Annotated in this window: 10 protein-coding genes and 1 rRNA gene; 10 read left to right on the top strand and 1 reads right to left on the bottom strand. The window is 68.3% G+C overall.

The window, feature by feature from the left end; all coding sequences use genetic code 11:
* Nucleotides 1-111: 111 nt before the first annotated feature.
* The 8 genes from OG266_RS26735 to OG266_RS26770 all read left to right on the top strand — a co-directional run bounded on the left by OG266_RS26735 (nucleotide 112) and on the right by OG266_RS26770 (nucleotide 9756).
* Nucleotides 112-1728, top strand: coding sequence for an L-lactate permease (locus tag OG266_RS26735; RefSeq protein WP_371548795.1), 1617 nt, complete (start codon nucleotides 112-114; stop codon nucleotides 1726-1728).
* A 153-nt stretch (nucleotides 1729-1881) separates the two neighbouring features.
* Nucleotides 1882-3249 carry a phosphomannomutase/phosphoglucomutase gene (locus tag OG266_RS26740; RefSeq protein WP_371548796.1) on the top strand — a complete coding sequence of 456 codons (1368 nt, stop codon included), beginning with the start codon at nucleotides 1882-1884 and terminating at the stop codon, nucleotides 3247-3249.
* A gap of 277 nt (nucleotides 3250-3526) precedes the next feature.
* Entirely contained in the window at nucleotides 3527-3697 is a 171-nt protein-coding gene (locus tag OG266_RS26745) for a Trm112 family protein (protein WP_266460674.1), read from the top strand.
* A gap of 27 nt (nucleotides 3698-3724) precedes the next feature.
* Nucleotides 3725-4852: an SIS domain-containing protein gene (locus OG266_RS26750; protein WP_371548797.1), complete on the top strand. Its 1128-nt coding sequence runs from the start codon at nucleotides 3725-3727 to the stop codon at nucleotides 4850-4852.
* An 88-nt stretch (nucleotides 4853-4940) separates the two neighbouring features.
* Entirely contained in the window at nucleotides 4941-6092 is a 1152-nt protein-coding gene (gene manA, locus OG266_RS26755; protein WP_371548798.1) for a mannose-6-phosphate isomerase, class I, read from the top strand.
* Between the two features lie 112 nt (nucleotides 6093-6204).
* Nucleotides 6205-7182 carry a cation diffusion facilitator family transporter gene (locus tag OG266_RS26760; protein WP_371548799.1) on the top strand — a complete coding sequence of 326 codons (978 nt, stop codon included), beginning with the start codon at nucleotides 6205-6207 and terminating at the stop codon, nucleotides 7180-7182.
* Nucleotides 7183-7578: 396 nt separating this feature from the next.
* A complete protein-coding gene (gene ahcY, locus OG266_RS26765; protein WP_266460686.1) occupies nucleotides 7579-9036 on the top strand; it encodes an adenosylhomocysteinase in 1458 nt (485 codons plus the stop codon).
* Nucleotides 9037-9135: 99 nt separating this feature from the next.
* Nucleotides 9136-9756, top strand: a complete 621-nt coding sequence (locus tag OG266_RS26770; RefSeq protein ID WP_371541150.1) for a hypothetical protein — start codon at nucleotides 9136-9138, stop codon at nucleotides 9754-9756.
* 43 nt (nucleotides 9757-9799) lie between these two features.
* Here OG266_RS26770 and OG266_RS26775 read toward each other — a convergent pair whose 3' ends face one another.
* Nucleotides 9800-10798, bottom strand: a complete 999-nt coding sequence (locus OG266_RS26775) for an RDD family protein (protein ID WP_371541148.1) — start codon at nucleotides 10796-10798, stop codon at nucleotides 9800-9802.
* Nucleotides 10799-10917: 119 nt separating this feature from the next.
* Here OG266_RS26775 and OG266_RS26780 point away from each other — a divergent pair, with 119 nt between their 5' ends.
* Both OG266_RS26780 and OG266_RS26785 read left to right on the top strand, forming a co-directional pair.
* Complete coding sequence (locus OG266_RS26780; RefSeq protein WP_266460695.1) at nucleotides 10918-11925, top strand: stage II sporulation protein M; 1008 nt, start codon at nucleotides 10918-10920, stop codon at nucleotides 11923-11925.
* 567 nt (nucleotides 11926-12492) lie between these two features.
* Nucleotides 12493-14020 (top strand): 16S ribosomal RNA (locus OG266_RS26785).
* The last annotated feature ends 304 nt before the right edge of the window (nucleotides 14021-14324 follow it).

Here is a 14324-nt window from a genome sequence, read left to right on the forward strand (position 1 = left end):
TGCACGTTTCACTCAGCGGCGTACAAGTATTGACGCGCACCTGTCATGGACGGACTATGCCTCCGCCAGCGAGAAACCGCTTTCCGCATCGCGGAATCCGAGGAGGCGCCCGTGTACGTCCAGGAACTGGAACCCGTGGCCGGCTCGCTCGGCCTGTCCGCCCTCGTCGCGACCCTGCCCCTCGTCATCGTCCTGATCCTGCTCGGCGGCGTCCGCATGAAGGCGCACCGGGCCGGACTGATCGGCCTCCTGGCCGCCGGACTGGTCGCGTGGCTCGCGTACGGCATGCCGGTCGGCCAGACGCTCTCCAGCGCCGCCCAAGGGGCCGTATTCGGCCTCTTCCCCATCCTGTGGATCGTCGTCAACGCCCTGTGGGTGTACCGGATGACGGTCCACACCCGGCACTTCGACATCCTGCGCCGCTCCTTCGGGCGCCTGTCCGACGATCCGCGCATCCAGGCCCTCGTGGTCGCGTTCTGCTTCGGTGCACTCCTGGAAGCCCTCGCGGGCTTCGGCGCGCCCGTCGCGATCTGCTCGGTGATGCTGGTCGCCCTCGGCTTCGACCCGGTGCGCGCCGCGGTGGTCGCGCTGGTCGCCAACACCGCTCCGGTCGCCTTCGGCGCGATGGGCACCCCGGTCGTCACACTCGCCCAAGTCACCGGTCTGCCACTGGATTCCGTCGCCTCCGTAGTGGGCCGTCAGACGCCTCTGCTGGCCCTCGTCGTACCGCTCGTGCTCGTCTTCCTGGTCGACGGGCGGCGCGGGCTGCGCGAGACCTGGGTGCCCGCCCTGGTGTGCGGGATCGCCTTCGCCGCCGCCCAGTTCGCCGCCTCCAACTACGTCTCCGCGCAACTCGCCGACATCGGGGCCGCCTTGGCGGGGGCGGGCGCCCTGGTCGCCGTACCGCACGCGCGCAGGCCCGCCGCCGAGCCCGTACGCGTGGCGGTCCTGACCGGCGTACGCAGCGAGGACCTGGACGAGGAGGACCCGCGGCCCGAAGTCGTGCGCGCCTACTCCCCGTACGCGCTGATCGTCGTCATCTTCTCCATCGCCCAGATCCCCGCGGTGAAGGACTGGCTGGCCCAGGCGACACGCGTCTTCGACTGGCCGTTCCTGAACGTGGTCAATCCGGACGGCGAGCCGGTAGGCGGCAATGTCTTCACGCTGCCGCTGGTGTCGACCGGCGGCACACTCGTGCTGCTCGCCGGGCTGTGCACGGCCGTCGTACTCGGGGTGCACGCGCGCGTGGCGGTCAGGGAATGGGCCGCGACGGTGCACGAGTTGAGGTTCGCGATCCTTACCGTGACGTCCGTGCTGGCCCTCGCCTACGTCATGAACCTCTCCGGACAGGCCGCCACGATCGGCCACTTCGTAGCGGCGGCCGGCGCGGGGCTCGCCTTCCTGTCACCGGTTCTGGGCTGGTTCGGCGTCGCCGTCTCCGGCTCCGACACCTCGGCGAACGCCCTCTTCGGTGCCCTCCAGGTGAGCGCGGCAAGGGAGTCGGGACTGTCCCCCGAACTGCTCGCCGCCGGCAACAGCTCGGGCGGCGTCCTCGGCAAGATGATCTCGCCGCAGAACCTGACCATCGCTTGCGCGGCGGTCGGACTCGCGGGCCGCGAAGGCGACGTGCTGCGCAAGGTGCTGCCGTGGAGCATCGGGCTGCTGTTGATCATGTGCCTGATCGTCGCGGGGCAGAGCACGCCGGTCCTGGGGTGGATGCTGCCCTGACAGGACGGGGTCGGCTTGCCGCGGCGTGTTACCCCCAGGTGACAATGCGAGCCCGCAGATGACGGATGGGCATCCGCTCAGCCACCGCAGGCAGGGCTGTCGGTCCGGCCAGGTAGTTTGAGCCGACCGAATTGGATTTATGGAGGGTTGGTCGTGACTGCTGATCTGTCGCAGCTCGTGAAGGCGTACGACGTACGCGGTGTGGTCCCGGACCAGTGGGACGAGGCACTGGCCGAGCTGTTCGGAGCGGCCTTCGTCCAGGTGACAGATGCGGACGCGATCGTGATCGGGTACGACATGCGGCCCTCGTCGCCCGGCCTGTCGCGCGCCTTCGCGCGCGGTGCGGCGGCGCGCGGTGTCGACGTCACCGAGATCGGGCTGTGCTCGACCGACCAGCTCTACTACGCGTCGGGCGCCTTCGACCTGCCGGGCGCCATGTTCACGGCCTCGCACAACCCCGCCCAGTACAACGGCATCAAGATGTGCCGGGCGGGCGCGGCCCCGGTCGGGCAGGACACCGGTCTCTCCGAGATCCGCGGCCTCGTCGAGTCCTGGCTCGACTCGGGTGCCCCGGCGCCCTCGGACGTGACGCCGGGAACGATCACGCAGCGTGACACGTTGAAGGATTACGCGGCGCACCTCCGTGGCCTCGTCGACCTGACCTCCATCCGCCCCCTGAAGGTCGTCGTCGACGCGGGCAACGGCATGGGCGGGCACACGGTCCCGACGGTCTTCGACGGACTGCCCCTCGACCTGGTCCCGATGTACTTCGAACTGGACGGCACGTTCCCGAACCACGAGGCGAACCCGCTCGACCCGGCGAACATCGTCGACCTCCAGAAGCGCGTCCGCGAGGAGGGCGCCGACCTCGGCATCGCCTTCGACGGCGACGCCGACCGCTGCTTCGTCGTCGACGAGCGCGGCGAGCCGGTCTCCCCGTCCGCGATCACGGCCCTGGTCGCCGCCCGCGAGCTGGCCAGGAACGGCGGCAAGGGCACGGTCATCCACAACCTGATCACGTCCTGGTCGGTCCCGGAGGTCGTCCGGGAGAACGGCGGCACGCCGGTACGCACGCGCGTGGGGCACTCCTTCATCAAGGCCGAGATGGCGACGTCCGGCGCGATCTTCGGCGGCGAGCACTCCGCGCACTACTACTTCAAGGACTTCTGGAACGCGGACACGGGCATGCTGGCAGCCCTCCACGTCCTCGCCGCCCTCGGCGGCCAGGAGGGCACACTCTCCGCCCTCGTCGCCCAGTACGACCGCTACGCCGGCTCCGGCGAGATCAACTCCACGGTCGACGACCAGAAGGCCCGCCTCGCCGCGATCAAGACCACCTACGAGAGCCGCGAGGGCATCACCCTCGACGAACTGGACGGCCTCACGGTCACCGCCGAGGACTGGTGGTTCAACGTCCGCCCCTCCAACACCGAACCGCTGCTCCGCCTGAACGCGGAGGCGCGCGACGAGGCGACGATGGAGAAGATGCGGGACGAGGTCCTGGGGATCATCAGGGGCTGAGTCTTCCCCCCCCGGCCGGCGCTAGAAGTCTTTAGCCCGTCCGGCGTTTGAGGACGAGCGCGTCAGCGCGACAGGGGGGTCTGGGGGCGCAGCCCCCAGGTACGGGACGGGTAGGGGCGGAGGGGGCGAAAACCCCACCCACCCCAGCCCGCACCCAGCCAGCACCCCTGAGTGCACCCTGAGCGCACCCCCTCCAAGCCAGCGCCGCGCCCCCGCACACAGCCCCCCACAGCGGTACCCTGACCAGGCCGCATCCACCTGTTCGGAAGGACACCCCATGCCGCTCGAAGCCGGCCTCCTGGAGATCCTCGCCTGCCCGGCCTGCCACGCCCCGCTCAAGGAGCAGGAGAGCGAGCTGATCTGCACCGGCAACGACTGCGGCCTCGCCTACCCCGTCCGTGACGGCATCCCCGTACTGCTCGTCGACGAGGCCCGCCGCCCCGCGTAACGACCCGGCGATCGGAGGCTGCCGCCCATGCTCGACGAATCGCTGCTCGACACCCCCGAGGCACTGGCCCAGGCGGACCGCCGGGGCCTCCTCAGGGGGGCCGCCGAAGCAGGCGCCCATGTGCGCACCGCCGCCCGGCACGCCGCCGAGGCCGGCATCGCGGAGCTCAAGCCGGACGGCCGCCCGCGCGGCGTCCTGATCGCGGGCCCGGGCACCGCGGCCACCTGCGTCGCCGACCTGCTCGGCACCCTGGCCGGCGCGGGCTGCCCGGTCACCCGGCTGAGCCCCACCGGCGTAGCCCCCGCCGCCGGCGCCCTGCGCTGGGAACTCCCCGGCTGGGCGGGCCCCGTGGACCTGCTCCTGGTCGCCACCCCCGACGGCTCCGAGCCGGGCCTCTCGCTCCTGATCGAGCAGGCCTACCGCCGCGGCTGCGCCGTAGCCGCCGTGGCCCCGGCCCAGTCTCCGCTGTCCGAGGCGGTGGAAGGCGCGCACGGCCTGTTCGTAGCCCTGGCGACCACTCCGTACGAGCAGGACGAGCCCGCGGCCGCGTCCGCCCCCGGCGTCCTGTGGGCGCTGCTCACCCCGCTGCTCGCGCTCCTGGACCGCACCGGCCTGCTCACGGCGCCCCCGGAGGCCATCCAGAAGGTCGCCGACCGCCTCGACGCCGTCGCCGAGCGCTGCGGCCCGGCGATCGCGACGTACAGCAACCCCGCCAAGACCCTCGCCGCCGAACTCGCCGAGGCGCTCCCGGTGATCTGGACCGAGGGCTCGTCCGCGGGCCCGGCGGGCCGCCGCTTCGCCGCCACACTCGCCGAACTGGCCGGACGCCCCGCGCTCACCGGCGAGTTGCCCGAGGCGCTCGCCGCGCACACCGCGCTGCTGGCCGGCGCGCTGGCCGCCGGCGCCGACCCCGACGACTTCTTCCGCGACCGCGTCGAGGAGCAACAGGCCATCCACGCGCGCGTGGTGCTCCTCCGCGACCGTCCGACAGGCGGCCTTACCGCCGCCCCGGCCGCCCGCGAACTCGCCCTCAGCCACGACACCGCGATCAGCGAGCTCGAACCCGAGGAGGGCGGCGAGCTGGAGACCCTCGCGGAACTGATCGCCATCACGGATTTCGCCGCCGTTTACCTGGCGCTCGCTTCAGGGGCCTGATCTGGACGCACACGGGGCAGCCCGCACCGGACCCCGCACGGCGACAAACGCCCGCTGACCAGCGTACGTATGGAGAGAACGACACACTATGGACCGCCTCGACAACACCATCCGCCCCTACGCCTGGGGTTCGACCACCGCCATCCCGCGGCTGCTCGGCGTGGAGCCGACCGGTGAACCGCAGGCGGAGATGTGGATGGGCGCCCACCCGGGCGCACCCTCGCGCACCGAACGCGGTCCCCTCACCGAGGTCATCGACGAGGACCCCGAGAAGGAACTCGGCCGCGCGGCCGTCGCCAAGTTCGGCCCCCGCCTGCCGTTCCTGCTGAAGATCCTCGCCGCGGGCGCCCCCCTCTCCCTCCAGGTGCACCCCAACCTCGAACAGGCGAGAGAGGGTTACGAGGACGAGGAGAGCCGCGGCATCCCGGTCGACGCCCCGCACCGCAACTACAAGGACGCCAACCACAAGCCCGAACTGATCTGCGCCCTCACGGAGTTCGACGGCCTGTGCGGCTTCCGCGCCCCCGACGAGGCCGCCGAACTGCTCGCGGGCCTGGACGTCGACTCCCTCAAGCCGTACGTCGACCTGCTGCACGCCCACCCCGAAGAGGCCGCCCTGCGCGAGGTCCTCACGGCGCTGCTGACCGCCGACCCGGACGACATGGCCCACACGGTCAGAGAGGCAGCGGCGGCCTGCGCCCGCCTCGGCGGCTCCTACGCCCCGTACGCCGACCTCGCCCACCACTACCCGGGCGACCCCGGCGTCATCGCCGCGATGCTCCTCAACTACGTCCAACTGCAGCCCGGAGAGGCACTGTTCCTCGGCGCCGGCATCCCGCACGCGTACCTGAACGGCCTGGGCGTCGAAATCATGGCCAACAGCGACAACGTCCTGCGCTGCGGCCTGACCCCCAAGCACGTCGACGTCCCCGAACTCCTGCGCGTCGTCCGCTTCGAGGCGAGCGACCCCGGCGTACTGCGCCCGGAGGCGTCCCCCGACGGCGAGGAGGTCTACGCGACCCCCATCGACGAGTTCCGCCTCTCCCGCTTCGTCCTGCCCCAGGACACCGCCCCGCACGACCTCACCGCCGCGACCCCGCAGATCCTGCTGTGCACGGCGGGTTCCGTACGAGCGGACGGCATCGCGCTCGGCCCCGGCGAGTCCGTCTTCGTACCGGCAGGCGAAAAGGCCGAAGTGTCCGGCCCTGGCACGATTTTCCGGGCGACCGTAGTGGCCTGATGTGACCACTGTGGCGGCCTGACGCGCCGTTGTCCGAGCGGACTGCAACAATGGCCCACTGGCAAAAGGCAGGCAAAGCCCTGGACGGCGTACGAAGGGACAGCAGGAGCACATGAGCGCTTCAGGCGGCACCAAGGCGATCGTGGCGGCACTCGCCGCCAATCTCGCGATCGCGGTAGCGAAGTTCGTGGCGTTCCTCTTCAGCGGTTCGTCGTCGATGCTCGCGGAGTCCGTGCACTCGCTCGCCGACTCCGGCAACCAGGGCCTTCTCCTGCTCGGCGGCAAGAAGGCCCAGCGCGAGGCGACCCCGCAACACCCCTTCGGCTACGGCCGCGAGCGCTACATCTACGCCTTCCTCGTCTCGATCGTCCTCTTCTCGGTCGGCGGCATGTTCGCGATCTACGAGGGCTACGAGAAGATCAAGCATCCGCACGAGATCGAGGCCTGGTACTGGCCGGTGGGCGTCCTCGTCTTCGCGATCATCGCGGAGTCCTTCTCCTTCCGGACTGCCATCAAGGAGTCCAACCCCCTGCGCGGCAAGAAGTCGTGGAAGGAGTTCGTCCGCCACGCCAAGGCCCCCGAACTGCCGGTCGTGCTCCTGGAGGACCTCGGCGCACTGGTGGGTCTGGTCCTGGCGCTGTTCGGCGTAAGTCTCGCCCTCGCCACCGGCGACGGCGTCTGGGACGGCATCGGCACGCTCTGCATCGGCATCCTGCTCATCGTGATCGCGCTGGTCCTCGCCGTGGAGACCAAGTCCCTCCTGCTGGGCGAGTCCGCGGGCCTCGAAGAGGTCAAGAAGATCGAGGCCGCCATCGTCGACGGCCACACGGTCACCGGCATCATCCACATGCGCACCCTCCACCTTGGCCCGGAGGAGCTCCTGGTCGCGGCCAAGATCGCGGTCCAGCACGACGAGACAGCCACCGAGGTCGCCTCCGCGATCAACGCCGCCGAGTCCCGCATCCGCGAGGCCGTACCGATCGCCCGCGTCATCTACCTCGAGCCCGACATCTACAACGAGGCAGAGGCGGCGAAGGGCCCGGACCGCGAGGCGACACCGGGCGGCCCGGCGCATCCCGCCGAGCACTGATTCCCTCTTGTACGTCGCCGGGGCCCGCCTGAAGTTCGGACGGGCCCCGTTCCGTTGGACCTGCCCGATCCCTCCGCCCCGGAGATCACCAAGACCGGCTCGGCCACGGTTCCGTCGAGCACGGCCCACCTGACGCGTTCCGCTGAGCCCCGCTGTGTTCGGAGGTGGACTGGGGAGGGCCGGGCCCACCGGTGTAGCTTGGGGGTTGAGCCAGACGTCGCTGCTGATGGCGGTCGGGCGGTCCCACCGCGGACCGGCCGAGGGAGAGAGGGCCTCCGACGGACTGCGCTGCGCGCACCGGGCACTCCTGTGTCCAGCCGGGCACGCGTGTGCCCGCCGCCGCGCAGACCAGCCGCACGACCTCGCCCCAATCCCGATCTTGAGGAGCAGCTCGACATGACGACTGTCGACAACCGACAGGACTTCAAAGTCGCCGACCTCTCCCTGGCCGCTTTCGGCCGCAAGGAGATCACCCTCGCCGAGCACGAGATGCCCGGCCTGATGTCGATCCGCAAGGAGTACGCCGAGGCACAGCCCCTCGCGGGTGCCCGCGTCACCGGCTCCCTGCACATGACCGTGCAGACCGCCGTCCTCATCGAGACCCTCGTCGCCCTCGGCGCCGAGGTCCGCTGGGCCTCCTGCAACATCTTCTCCACCCAGGACCACGCGGCCGCCGCCATCGCGGTCGGCCCGAACGGCACCCCCGAGAACCCGCAGGGCGTCCCGGTCTTCGCCTGGAAGGGCGAGACCCTGGAGGAGTACTGGTGGTGCACGGAGCAGGCTCTGACCTGGCCGAACACCCCGACCGGCGGCCCGAACATGATCCTGGACGACGGCGGTGACGCCACCATGCTCGTCCACAACGGCGTCCAGTACGAGAAGGACGGCAAGGTCCCCTCCGTCGACACCGCCGAGTCCGACGAGCACCGCGTCGTTCTCGAGCTCCTCACCCGCACCATCACCGAGGGCTCGCAGAAGTGGACCCAGCTCGCCTCGGAGATCCGCGGCGTGACCGAGGAGACCACCACCGGCGTGCACCGCCTGTACGAGATGCACCGGGACGGCTCCTTGCTGTTCCCGGCGATCAACGTGAACGATGCGGTGACGAAGTCGAAGTTCGACAACAAGTACGGCTGCCGGCACTCGCTGATCGACGGCATCAACCGTGCCACCGATGTGCTGATCGGTGGCAAGACGGCGGTCGTGTTCGGGTACGGCGATGTGGGCAAGGGCTGTGCGGAGTCGCTGCGCGGGCAGGGCGCCCGGGTCATCGTCACCGAGATCGACCCGATCTGCGCGCTGCAGGCGGCGATGGACGGCTACCAGGTCACGACGCTCGACGAGGTCGTCGAAGTGGCGGACATCTTCGTCACCACGACGGGCAACAAGGACATCATCATGGCCGCCGACATGGCCCGGATGAAGCACCAGGCGATCGTGGGGAACATCGGCCACTTCGACAACGAGATCGACATGGCGGGCCTGGCGCAGGTCGAGGGCATCGTCAAGGACGAGGTCAAGCCGCAGGTCCACACCTGGACGTTCCCCGACGGCAAGGTCCTCATCGTGCTGTCCGAGGGCCGCCTGCTGAACCTGGGCAACGCCACCGGTCACCCCTCGTTCGTGATGTCCAACTCGTTCGCGGACCAGACGCTGGCCCAGATCGAGCTGTTCACCAAGCCCGAGGAGTACCCGACCGACGTGTACGTGCTGCCCAAGCACCTGGACGAGAAGGTCGCCCGCCTCCACCTGGACGCGCTCGGCGTGAAGCTGACGACGCTGCGCCCGGAGCAGGCCTCCTACCTCGGCATCGAAGTCGAGGGCCCGTACAAGTCGGACCACTACCGCTACTGAGTTCCCCGCCGAGCAGCGGTACCACCGCTCGGCGTACGGATGTCAGCAGGCCCTCGCCGTCACGGCGGGGGCCTGTCCCCGATGAGGACCTGAACCCCCATGCCCCGCGGCCGCTATTCGCTCCATGATCCGCACGATCACACCCCCCTCGCCGAAGAACACTTCCACTGCGCGCCCGGCCCCTCCGGCTGGCGCTACGTCTCCCAACTCACCACCCCCTCCGGCGACCATGCCGGCTCCGTCGACCTCGCGCTCGACGACCTCGGCCGCCCCATCCGCCTTGAACTGAACGCCGCGAGCTGGCAGATCCGCGGCGCCGCGCTCGACGGCGTCACCTGGGTCCGCACCGACCCCACCGGCACGCAGGCCACCGAAGGCAACGTCCGCGCCCACGCCTTCACCGGCTCGTCCCCGGCGTTCCTCATCGCCACCGCACGTCTCCTTCGCCTCACCCCTTCCACCCCCGCCTCCGCGACCCGCGTACGCCTCGTCGCCTTCACCGACCCGGTCCTCGCCCCGCGCACCCTCGACCAGTCCTGGGCCTTGATCTCGAGAGAAACACACGCCACTGACAACGGCCCCCTGACCGTGGACGAATACCAGGTCACAGCCCTGGACACCGGTGAACAGCACGCCGTACACATCGCGGGAGACGTGGTGCTCGCGGCACCCGGCATCGAACTGGAACACCTCGAATCGCCCCCGTCGGTCTTCGCCTGACGAGACGTCGGCGCCGTTCGCCGCTCGGCGCCGACACCGGTGGTTATGCGGGCGGCGCGAAGCCGGTCGAGGGACGGTCGGCCTGGTCCTGCTGCGGTGCGGCGGGCGGCGGTGGGACAGGCAGCGGTGCGATGTTCTGCGGCGACTGCGGCGTCGGCGATGCCTGTGGTGACGGGGCTCCCGGAATCGCCGGCGGATAGGGGTAGATGCCTGGTTGCACCGGCGCAGGTCCGACCGCGCCCGGCATCGCCATCACCGGTCCACCCGGGCCCCCATGGCCGCCCATGGCGACGCCACCGCCAAAGGATCGCCGAGCCTCCCGCGCCTGCCGCTCCTGAACCACGGCCGCCAGATACGCGGCCGGCGGGACCCCGTGCGGCGCCGGAGTCCCCGTACGGGTGGCCAGATCCATCGCGAGCCGCTCCGCCATCGCCCCACCGACCTGCGGATCCAGCTGCTGCATACGCGTCAGGTACTGCCGGATGGCCAACCACAAGCCGTCCGGAACCGCGGACAGATCAAGCTCGGAGAATCGCCCCGCCAGCCAGGGCGGCGGTGGAGGCACGAAAGACGTGCGGCCGGCCGGAATCCTTTCCCGTACGACAAGGGTCCCCGCGAACACGTCACCCAGCCGCCGCCCGCGCGCCGACACGAGCGAGGCGATGCACGCGATGACCCCGAACGTCATCAGAAGCTCGACCACACCGACGGCACCGCGCACCAGCGCATGCCGGAACCGGATCGGCCCGCCGTCGTCCCGCACCACCCGCAGCCCGAACGCCAGCTTCCCCAGCGAACGCCCGTGGCTGAGTGTCTCCACCGCGATCGGCCCGCCCACCAGCACGAGCAGGAAAGCCGCGATCGAGACCGCGACCTGCGCCGCTTCGTCCAGCGCAGCCGTCGCGGCCACCAAGCCGATGGTCACGAGGACGTAGACGGTCATCGTCACGACCAGGTCCAGCAAGACGGCCAGGGCCCGGCTCGGCAGTTTCGCGGGGCGCAGCTCCAGCGCCACCGCCTCGCCCGTCACTAGCTCACTCACGCTTGCCGTCCTTCCCCTGACCTGCCTCGAGAACGGCCAGTCTGCCAAGCTGAGGGCACATCGCGCCGCAGTACGACAAGCTGACACTTACGACGAGCAGCCGAGGAGCAGCCAACCAGATGGACCTCGACGTCTTCGTGTCCGCCCACCGCGCCGAGTGGGACAGGCTCGACGCACTGATCCGCCGCCAACGCCGCCTCACCGGGGCCGAGGCCGACGAACTCGTCGCCCTGTACCAACGCACCGCCACCCACCTCTCCCTGATCCAGTCCAGCGCCCCGGACCCTCAGCTGATGGGCCGCCTCAGTCAACTGGTGGCACGCGCGCGTAGTGCAGTGACAGGCACCCGCCGCGCCTCCTGGCGCGATGTCACCCGATTCCTGACGCACGGCTTCCCGGCAGCGGTCTACCGCTCGCGCCACTGGTGGGTTCCCACCGCTCTCCTGTCCACCCTGGTCGCGGCCCTACTGGGATGGTGGATCGGTACGCACCCCGAGGTCCAGTCCTCGATCGCGGCGCCCAGCGACCTGCGCGAGCTCACTCGCCCCGGTGGCCAGTACGAGACCTACTACTCCAGCCACCCGGCCGCGTCCTTCGCGGCCCAGGTGTGGACGAACAACGCCCAGGCCGCCGCGATGTGCCTGGTCCTGGGCGTCTTCCTGGGCCTGCCGGTCATCTGGATCCTCTTCGAGAACATGCTCAACCTTGGTGTCGGCATAGGCCTGATGTCCTCGGCCGGCCGCCTCGACACCTTCCTGGGCCTCGTCCTCCCACACGGCCTCCTGGAATTGACGGCCGTCTTCGTTGCCGCCGGCACAGGTCTGCGACTGGGCTGGACCCTGATCGACCCGGGTCCCCGTCCCCGTCGCACGGCACTCGCCGAAGAAGGCCGAGCCGCCCTGGGCATGGCAATAGGCCTGGCCCTGATCCTCTTTGTCTCAGGCGCCATCGAAGGCTTCGTCACACCGTCCGGACTCCCCACCTGGGCCCGTATAGGCATCGGAATCGCGGCTGAACTGGCCTTCCTCGCGTACGTCTATGTACTGGGCGGTCGTGCGGCACGCGCCGGTGAAACCGGCGACGTCGACGAGGCCGAGCGCAGCGCCGTCCTCCCGACGGCTGCCTGATGTGCGACCCCCCTCGCTGACCTGCTAGTCTCCTCTTCGCCCCACAAGAACCGTTGACACGGAACGAGCGGGGAGGTAGATTCGAACAGTTGCCTAGAACTGGACAGCTCCAGTGGCAGCGGTTAGGGTCTGCCTGCTTCTGGAAACGTCGTTTTCCGAGAGGCCCCTCCCGATGATTCAGAAATGGATGCCGGTCAGTCCGGCCCAAAACCTCTGATAAAGTCGGAACCGCCGGAAAGGGAAACGCGAAAGCGGAAACCTGGAAAGCACCGAGGAAATCGGATCGGGAAACGGTCTGATAGAGTCGGAAACGCAAGACCGAAGGGAAACTGCCCGGAGGAAAGCCTGAGAGAGTCTCTCGGGTGAGTACAAAGGAAGCGTCCGTTCCTTGAGAACTCAACAGCGTGCCAAAAATCAACGCCAAGTTTGTTGATACCCCGTCTCCAGTCATCATGGCTGGGACGAGGTTCCTTTGAAGTAAAACATCAGCGAGGACGCTGTGGACCGTGGGGATTATTCCTCCCTTCGGTTCCGCTCTCGTGGTGTCGTCCCGATTACGGGAAAACATTCACGGAGAGTTTGATCCTGGCTCAGGACGAACGCTGGCGGCGTGCTTAACACATGCAAGTCGAACGATGAAGCCCTTCGGGGTGGATTAGTGGCGAACGGGTGAGTAACACGTGGGCAATCTGCCCTTCACTCTGGGACAAGCCCTGGAAACGGGGTCTAATACCGGATAACACTCCTGCCCGCATGGGTGGGGGTTAAAAGCTCCGGCGGTGAAGGATGAGCCCGCGGCCTATCAGCTTGTTGGTGAGGTAGTGGCTCACCAAGGCGACGACGGGTAGCCGGCCTGAGAGGGCGACCGGCCACACTGGGACTGAGACACGGCCCAGACTCCTACGGGAGGCAGCAGTGGGGAATATTGCACAATGGGCGAAAGCCTGATGCAGCGACGCCGCGTGAGGGATGACGGCCTTCGGGTTGTAAACCTCTTTCAGCAGGGAAGAAGCGAAAGTGACGGTACCTGCAGAAGAAGCGCCGGCTAACTACGTGCCAGCAGCCGCGGTAATACGTAGGGCGCAAGCGTTGTCCGGAATTATTGGGCGTAAAGAGCTCGTAGGCGGCTTGTCGCGTCGGTTGTGAAAGCCCGGGGCTTAACCCCGGGTCTGCAGTCGATACGGGCAGGCTAGAGTGTGGTAGGGGAGATCGGAATTCCTGGTGTAGCGGTGAAATGCGCAGATATCAGGAGGAACACCGGTGGCGAAGGCGGATCTCTGGGCCATTACTGACGCTGAGGAGCGAAAGCGTGGGGAGCGAACAGGATTAGATACCCTGGTAGTCCACGCCGTAAACGGTGGGAACTAGGTGTTGGCGACATTCCACGTCGTCGGTGCCGCAGCTAACGCATTAAGTTCCCCGCCTGGGGAGTACGGCCGCAAGGCTAAAACTCAAAGGAATTGACGGGGGCCCGCACAAGCAGCGGAGCATGTGGCTTAATTCGACGCAACGCGAAGAACCTTACCAAGGCTTGACATACGCCGGAAAGCATCAGAGATGGTGCCCCCCTTGTGGTCGGTGTACAGGTGGTGCATGGCTGTCGTCAGCTCGTGTCGTGAGATGTTGGGTTAAGTCCCGCAACGAGCGCAACCCTTGTTCTGTGTTGCCAGCATGCCCTTCGGGGTGATGGGGACTCACAGGAGACTGCCGGGGTCAACTCGGAGGAAGGTGGGGACGACGTCAAGTCATCATGCCCCTTATGTCTTGGGCTGCACACGTGCTACAATGGCAGGTACAATGAGCTGCGATGCCGCGAGGCGGAGCGAATCTCAAAAAGCCTGTCTCAGTTCGGATTGGGGTCTGCAACTCGACCCCATGAAGTCGGAGTTGCTAGTAATCGCAGATCAGCATTGCTGCGGTGAATACGTTCCCGGGCCTTGTACACACCGCCCGTCACGTCACGAAAGTCGGTAACACCCGAAGCCGGTGGCCCAACCCCCTTGTGGGGAGGGAGCTGTCGAAGGTGGGACTGGCGATTGGGACGAAGTCGTAACAAGGTAGCCGTACCGGAAGGTGCGGCTGGATCACCTCCTTTCTAAGGAGCATCTAGGCCGCCAGGCATTGTCTGGTGGTCCAGGGCCAGTACATCGGCGTACGTCCGGTGCTGGTTGCTCATGGGTGGAACGTTGATTATTCGGCACTCTCAGTCATCTCGGGCTGCAAGTACTGTCCTTCGGGGCGTGGAAAGCTGATCATGAGTGGCGAGGGTGCCGGGCACGCTGTTGGGTGTCTGAAGGTACGGGCTGTTCTAGCTTGTTTCTTCAGTGCCGGCCCCAGTGAACTCGCCCGTGAGGGTGGGGTGGTGGGTGGTTGGTCGTTGTTTGAGAACTGCACAGTGG

This window comes from Streptomyces sp. NBC_00554 (assembly GCF_041431135.1).
Classification (GTDB): Bacteria; Actinomycetota; Actinomycetes; order Streptomycetales; family Streptomycetaceae; genus Streptomyces.

Bases quoted from the DNA above. Each gene is read 5' to 3' on its own strand.
- OG266_RS26770 (WP_371541150.1), top strand. From the start codon at position 9,136: ATGCCCCGCGGCCGCTATTCGCTCCATGATCCGCACGATCACACCCCC.
- OG266_RS26745 (WP_266460674.1), top strand. From the start codon at position 3,527: ATGCCGCTCGAAGCCGGCCTCCTGGAGATCCTCGCCTGCCCGGCCTGC.
- ahcY (WP_266460686.1), top strand. From the start codon at position 7,579: ATGACGACTGTCGACAACCGACAGGACTTCAAAGTCGCCGACCTCTCC.
- manA (WP_371548798.1), top strand. From the start codon at position 4,941: ATGGACCGCCTCGACAACACCATCCGCCCCTACGCCTGGGGTTCGACC.
- OG266_RS26750 (WP_371548797.1), top strand. From the start codon at position 3,725: ATGCTCGACGAATCGCTGCTCGACACCCCCGAGGCACTGGCCCAGGCG.
- OG266_RS26780 (WP_266460695.1), top strand. From the start codon at position 10,918: ATGGACCTCGACGTCTTCGTGTCCGCCCACCGCGCCGAGTGGGACAGG.
- OG266_RS26760 (WP_371548799.1), top strand. From the start codon at position 6,205: ATGAGCGCTTCAGGCGGCACCAAGGCGATCGTGGCGGCACTCGCCGCC.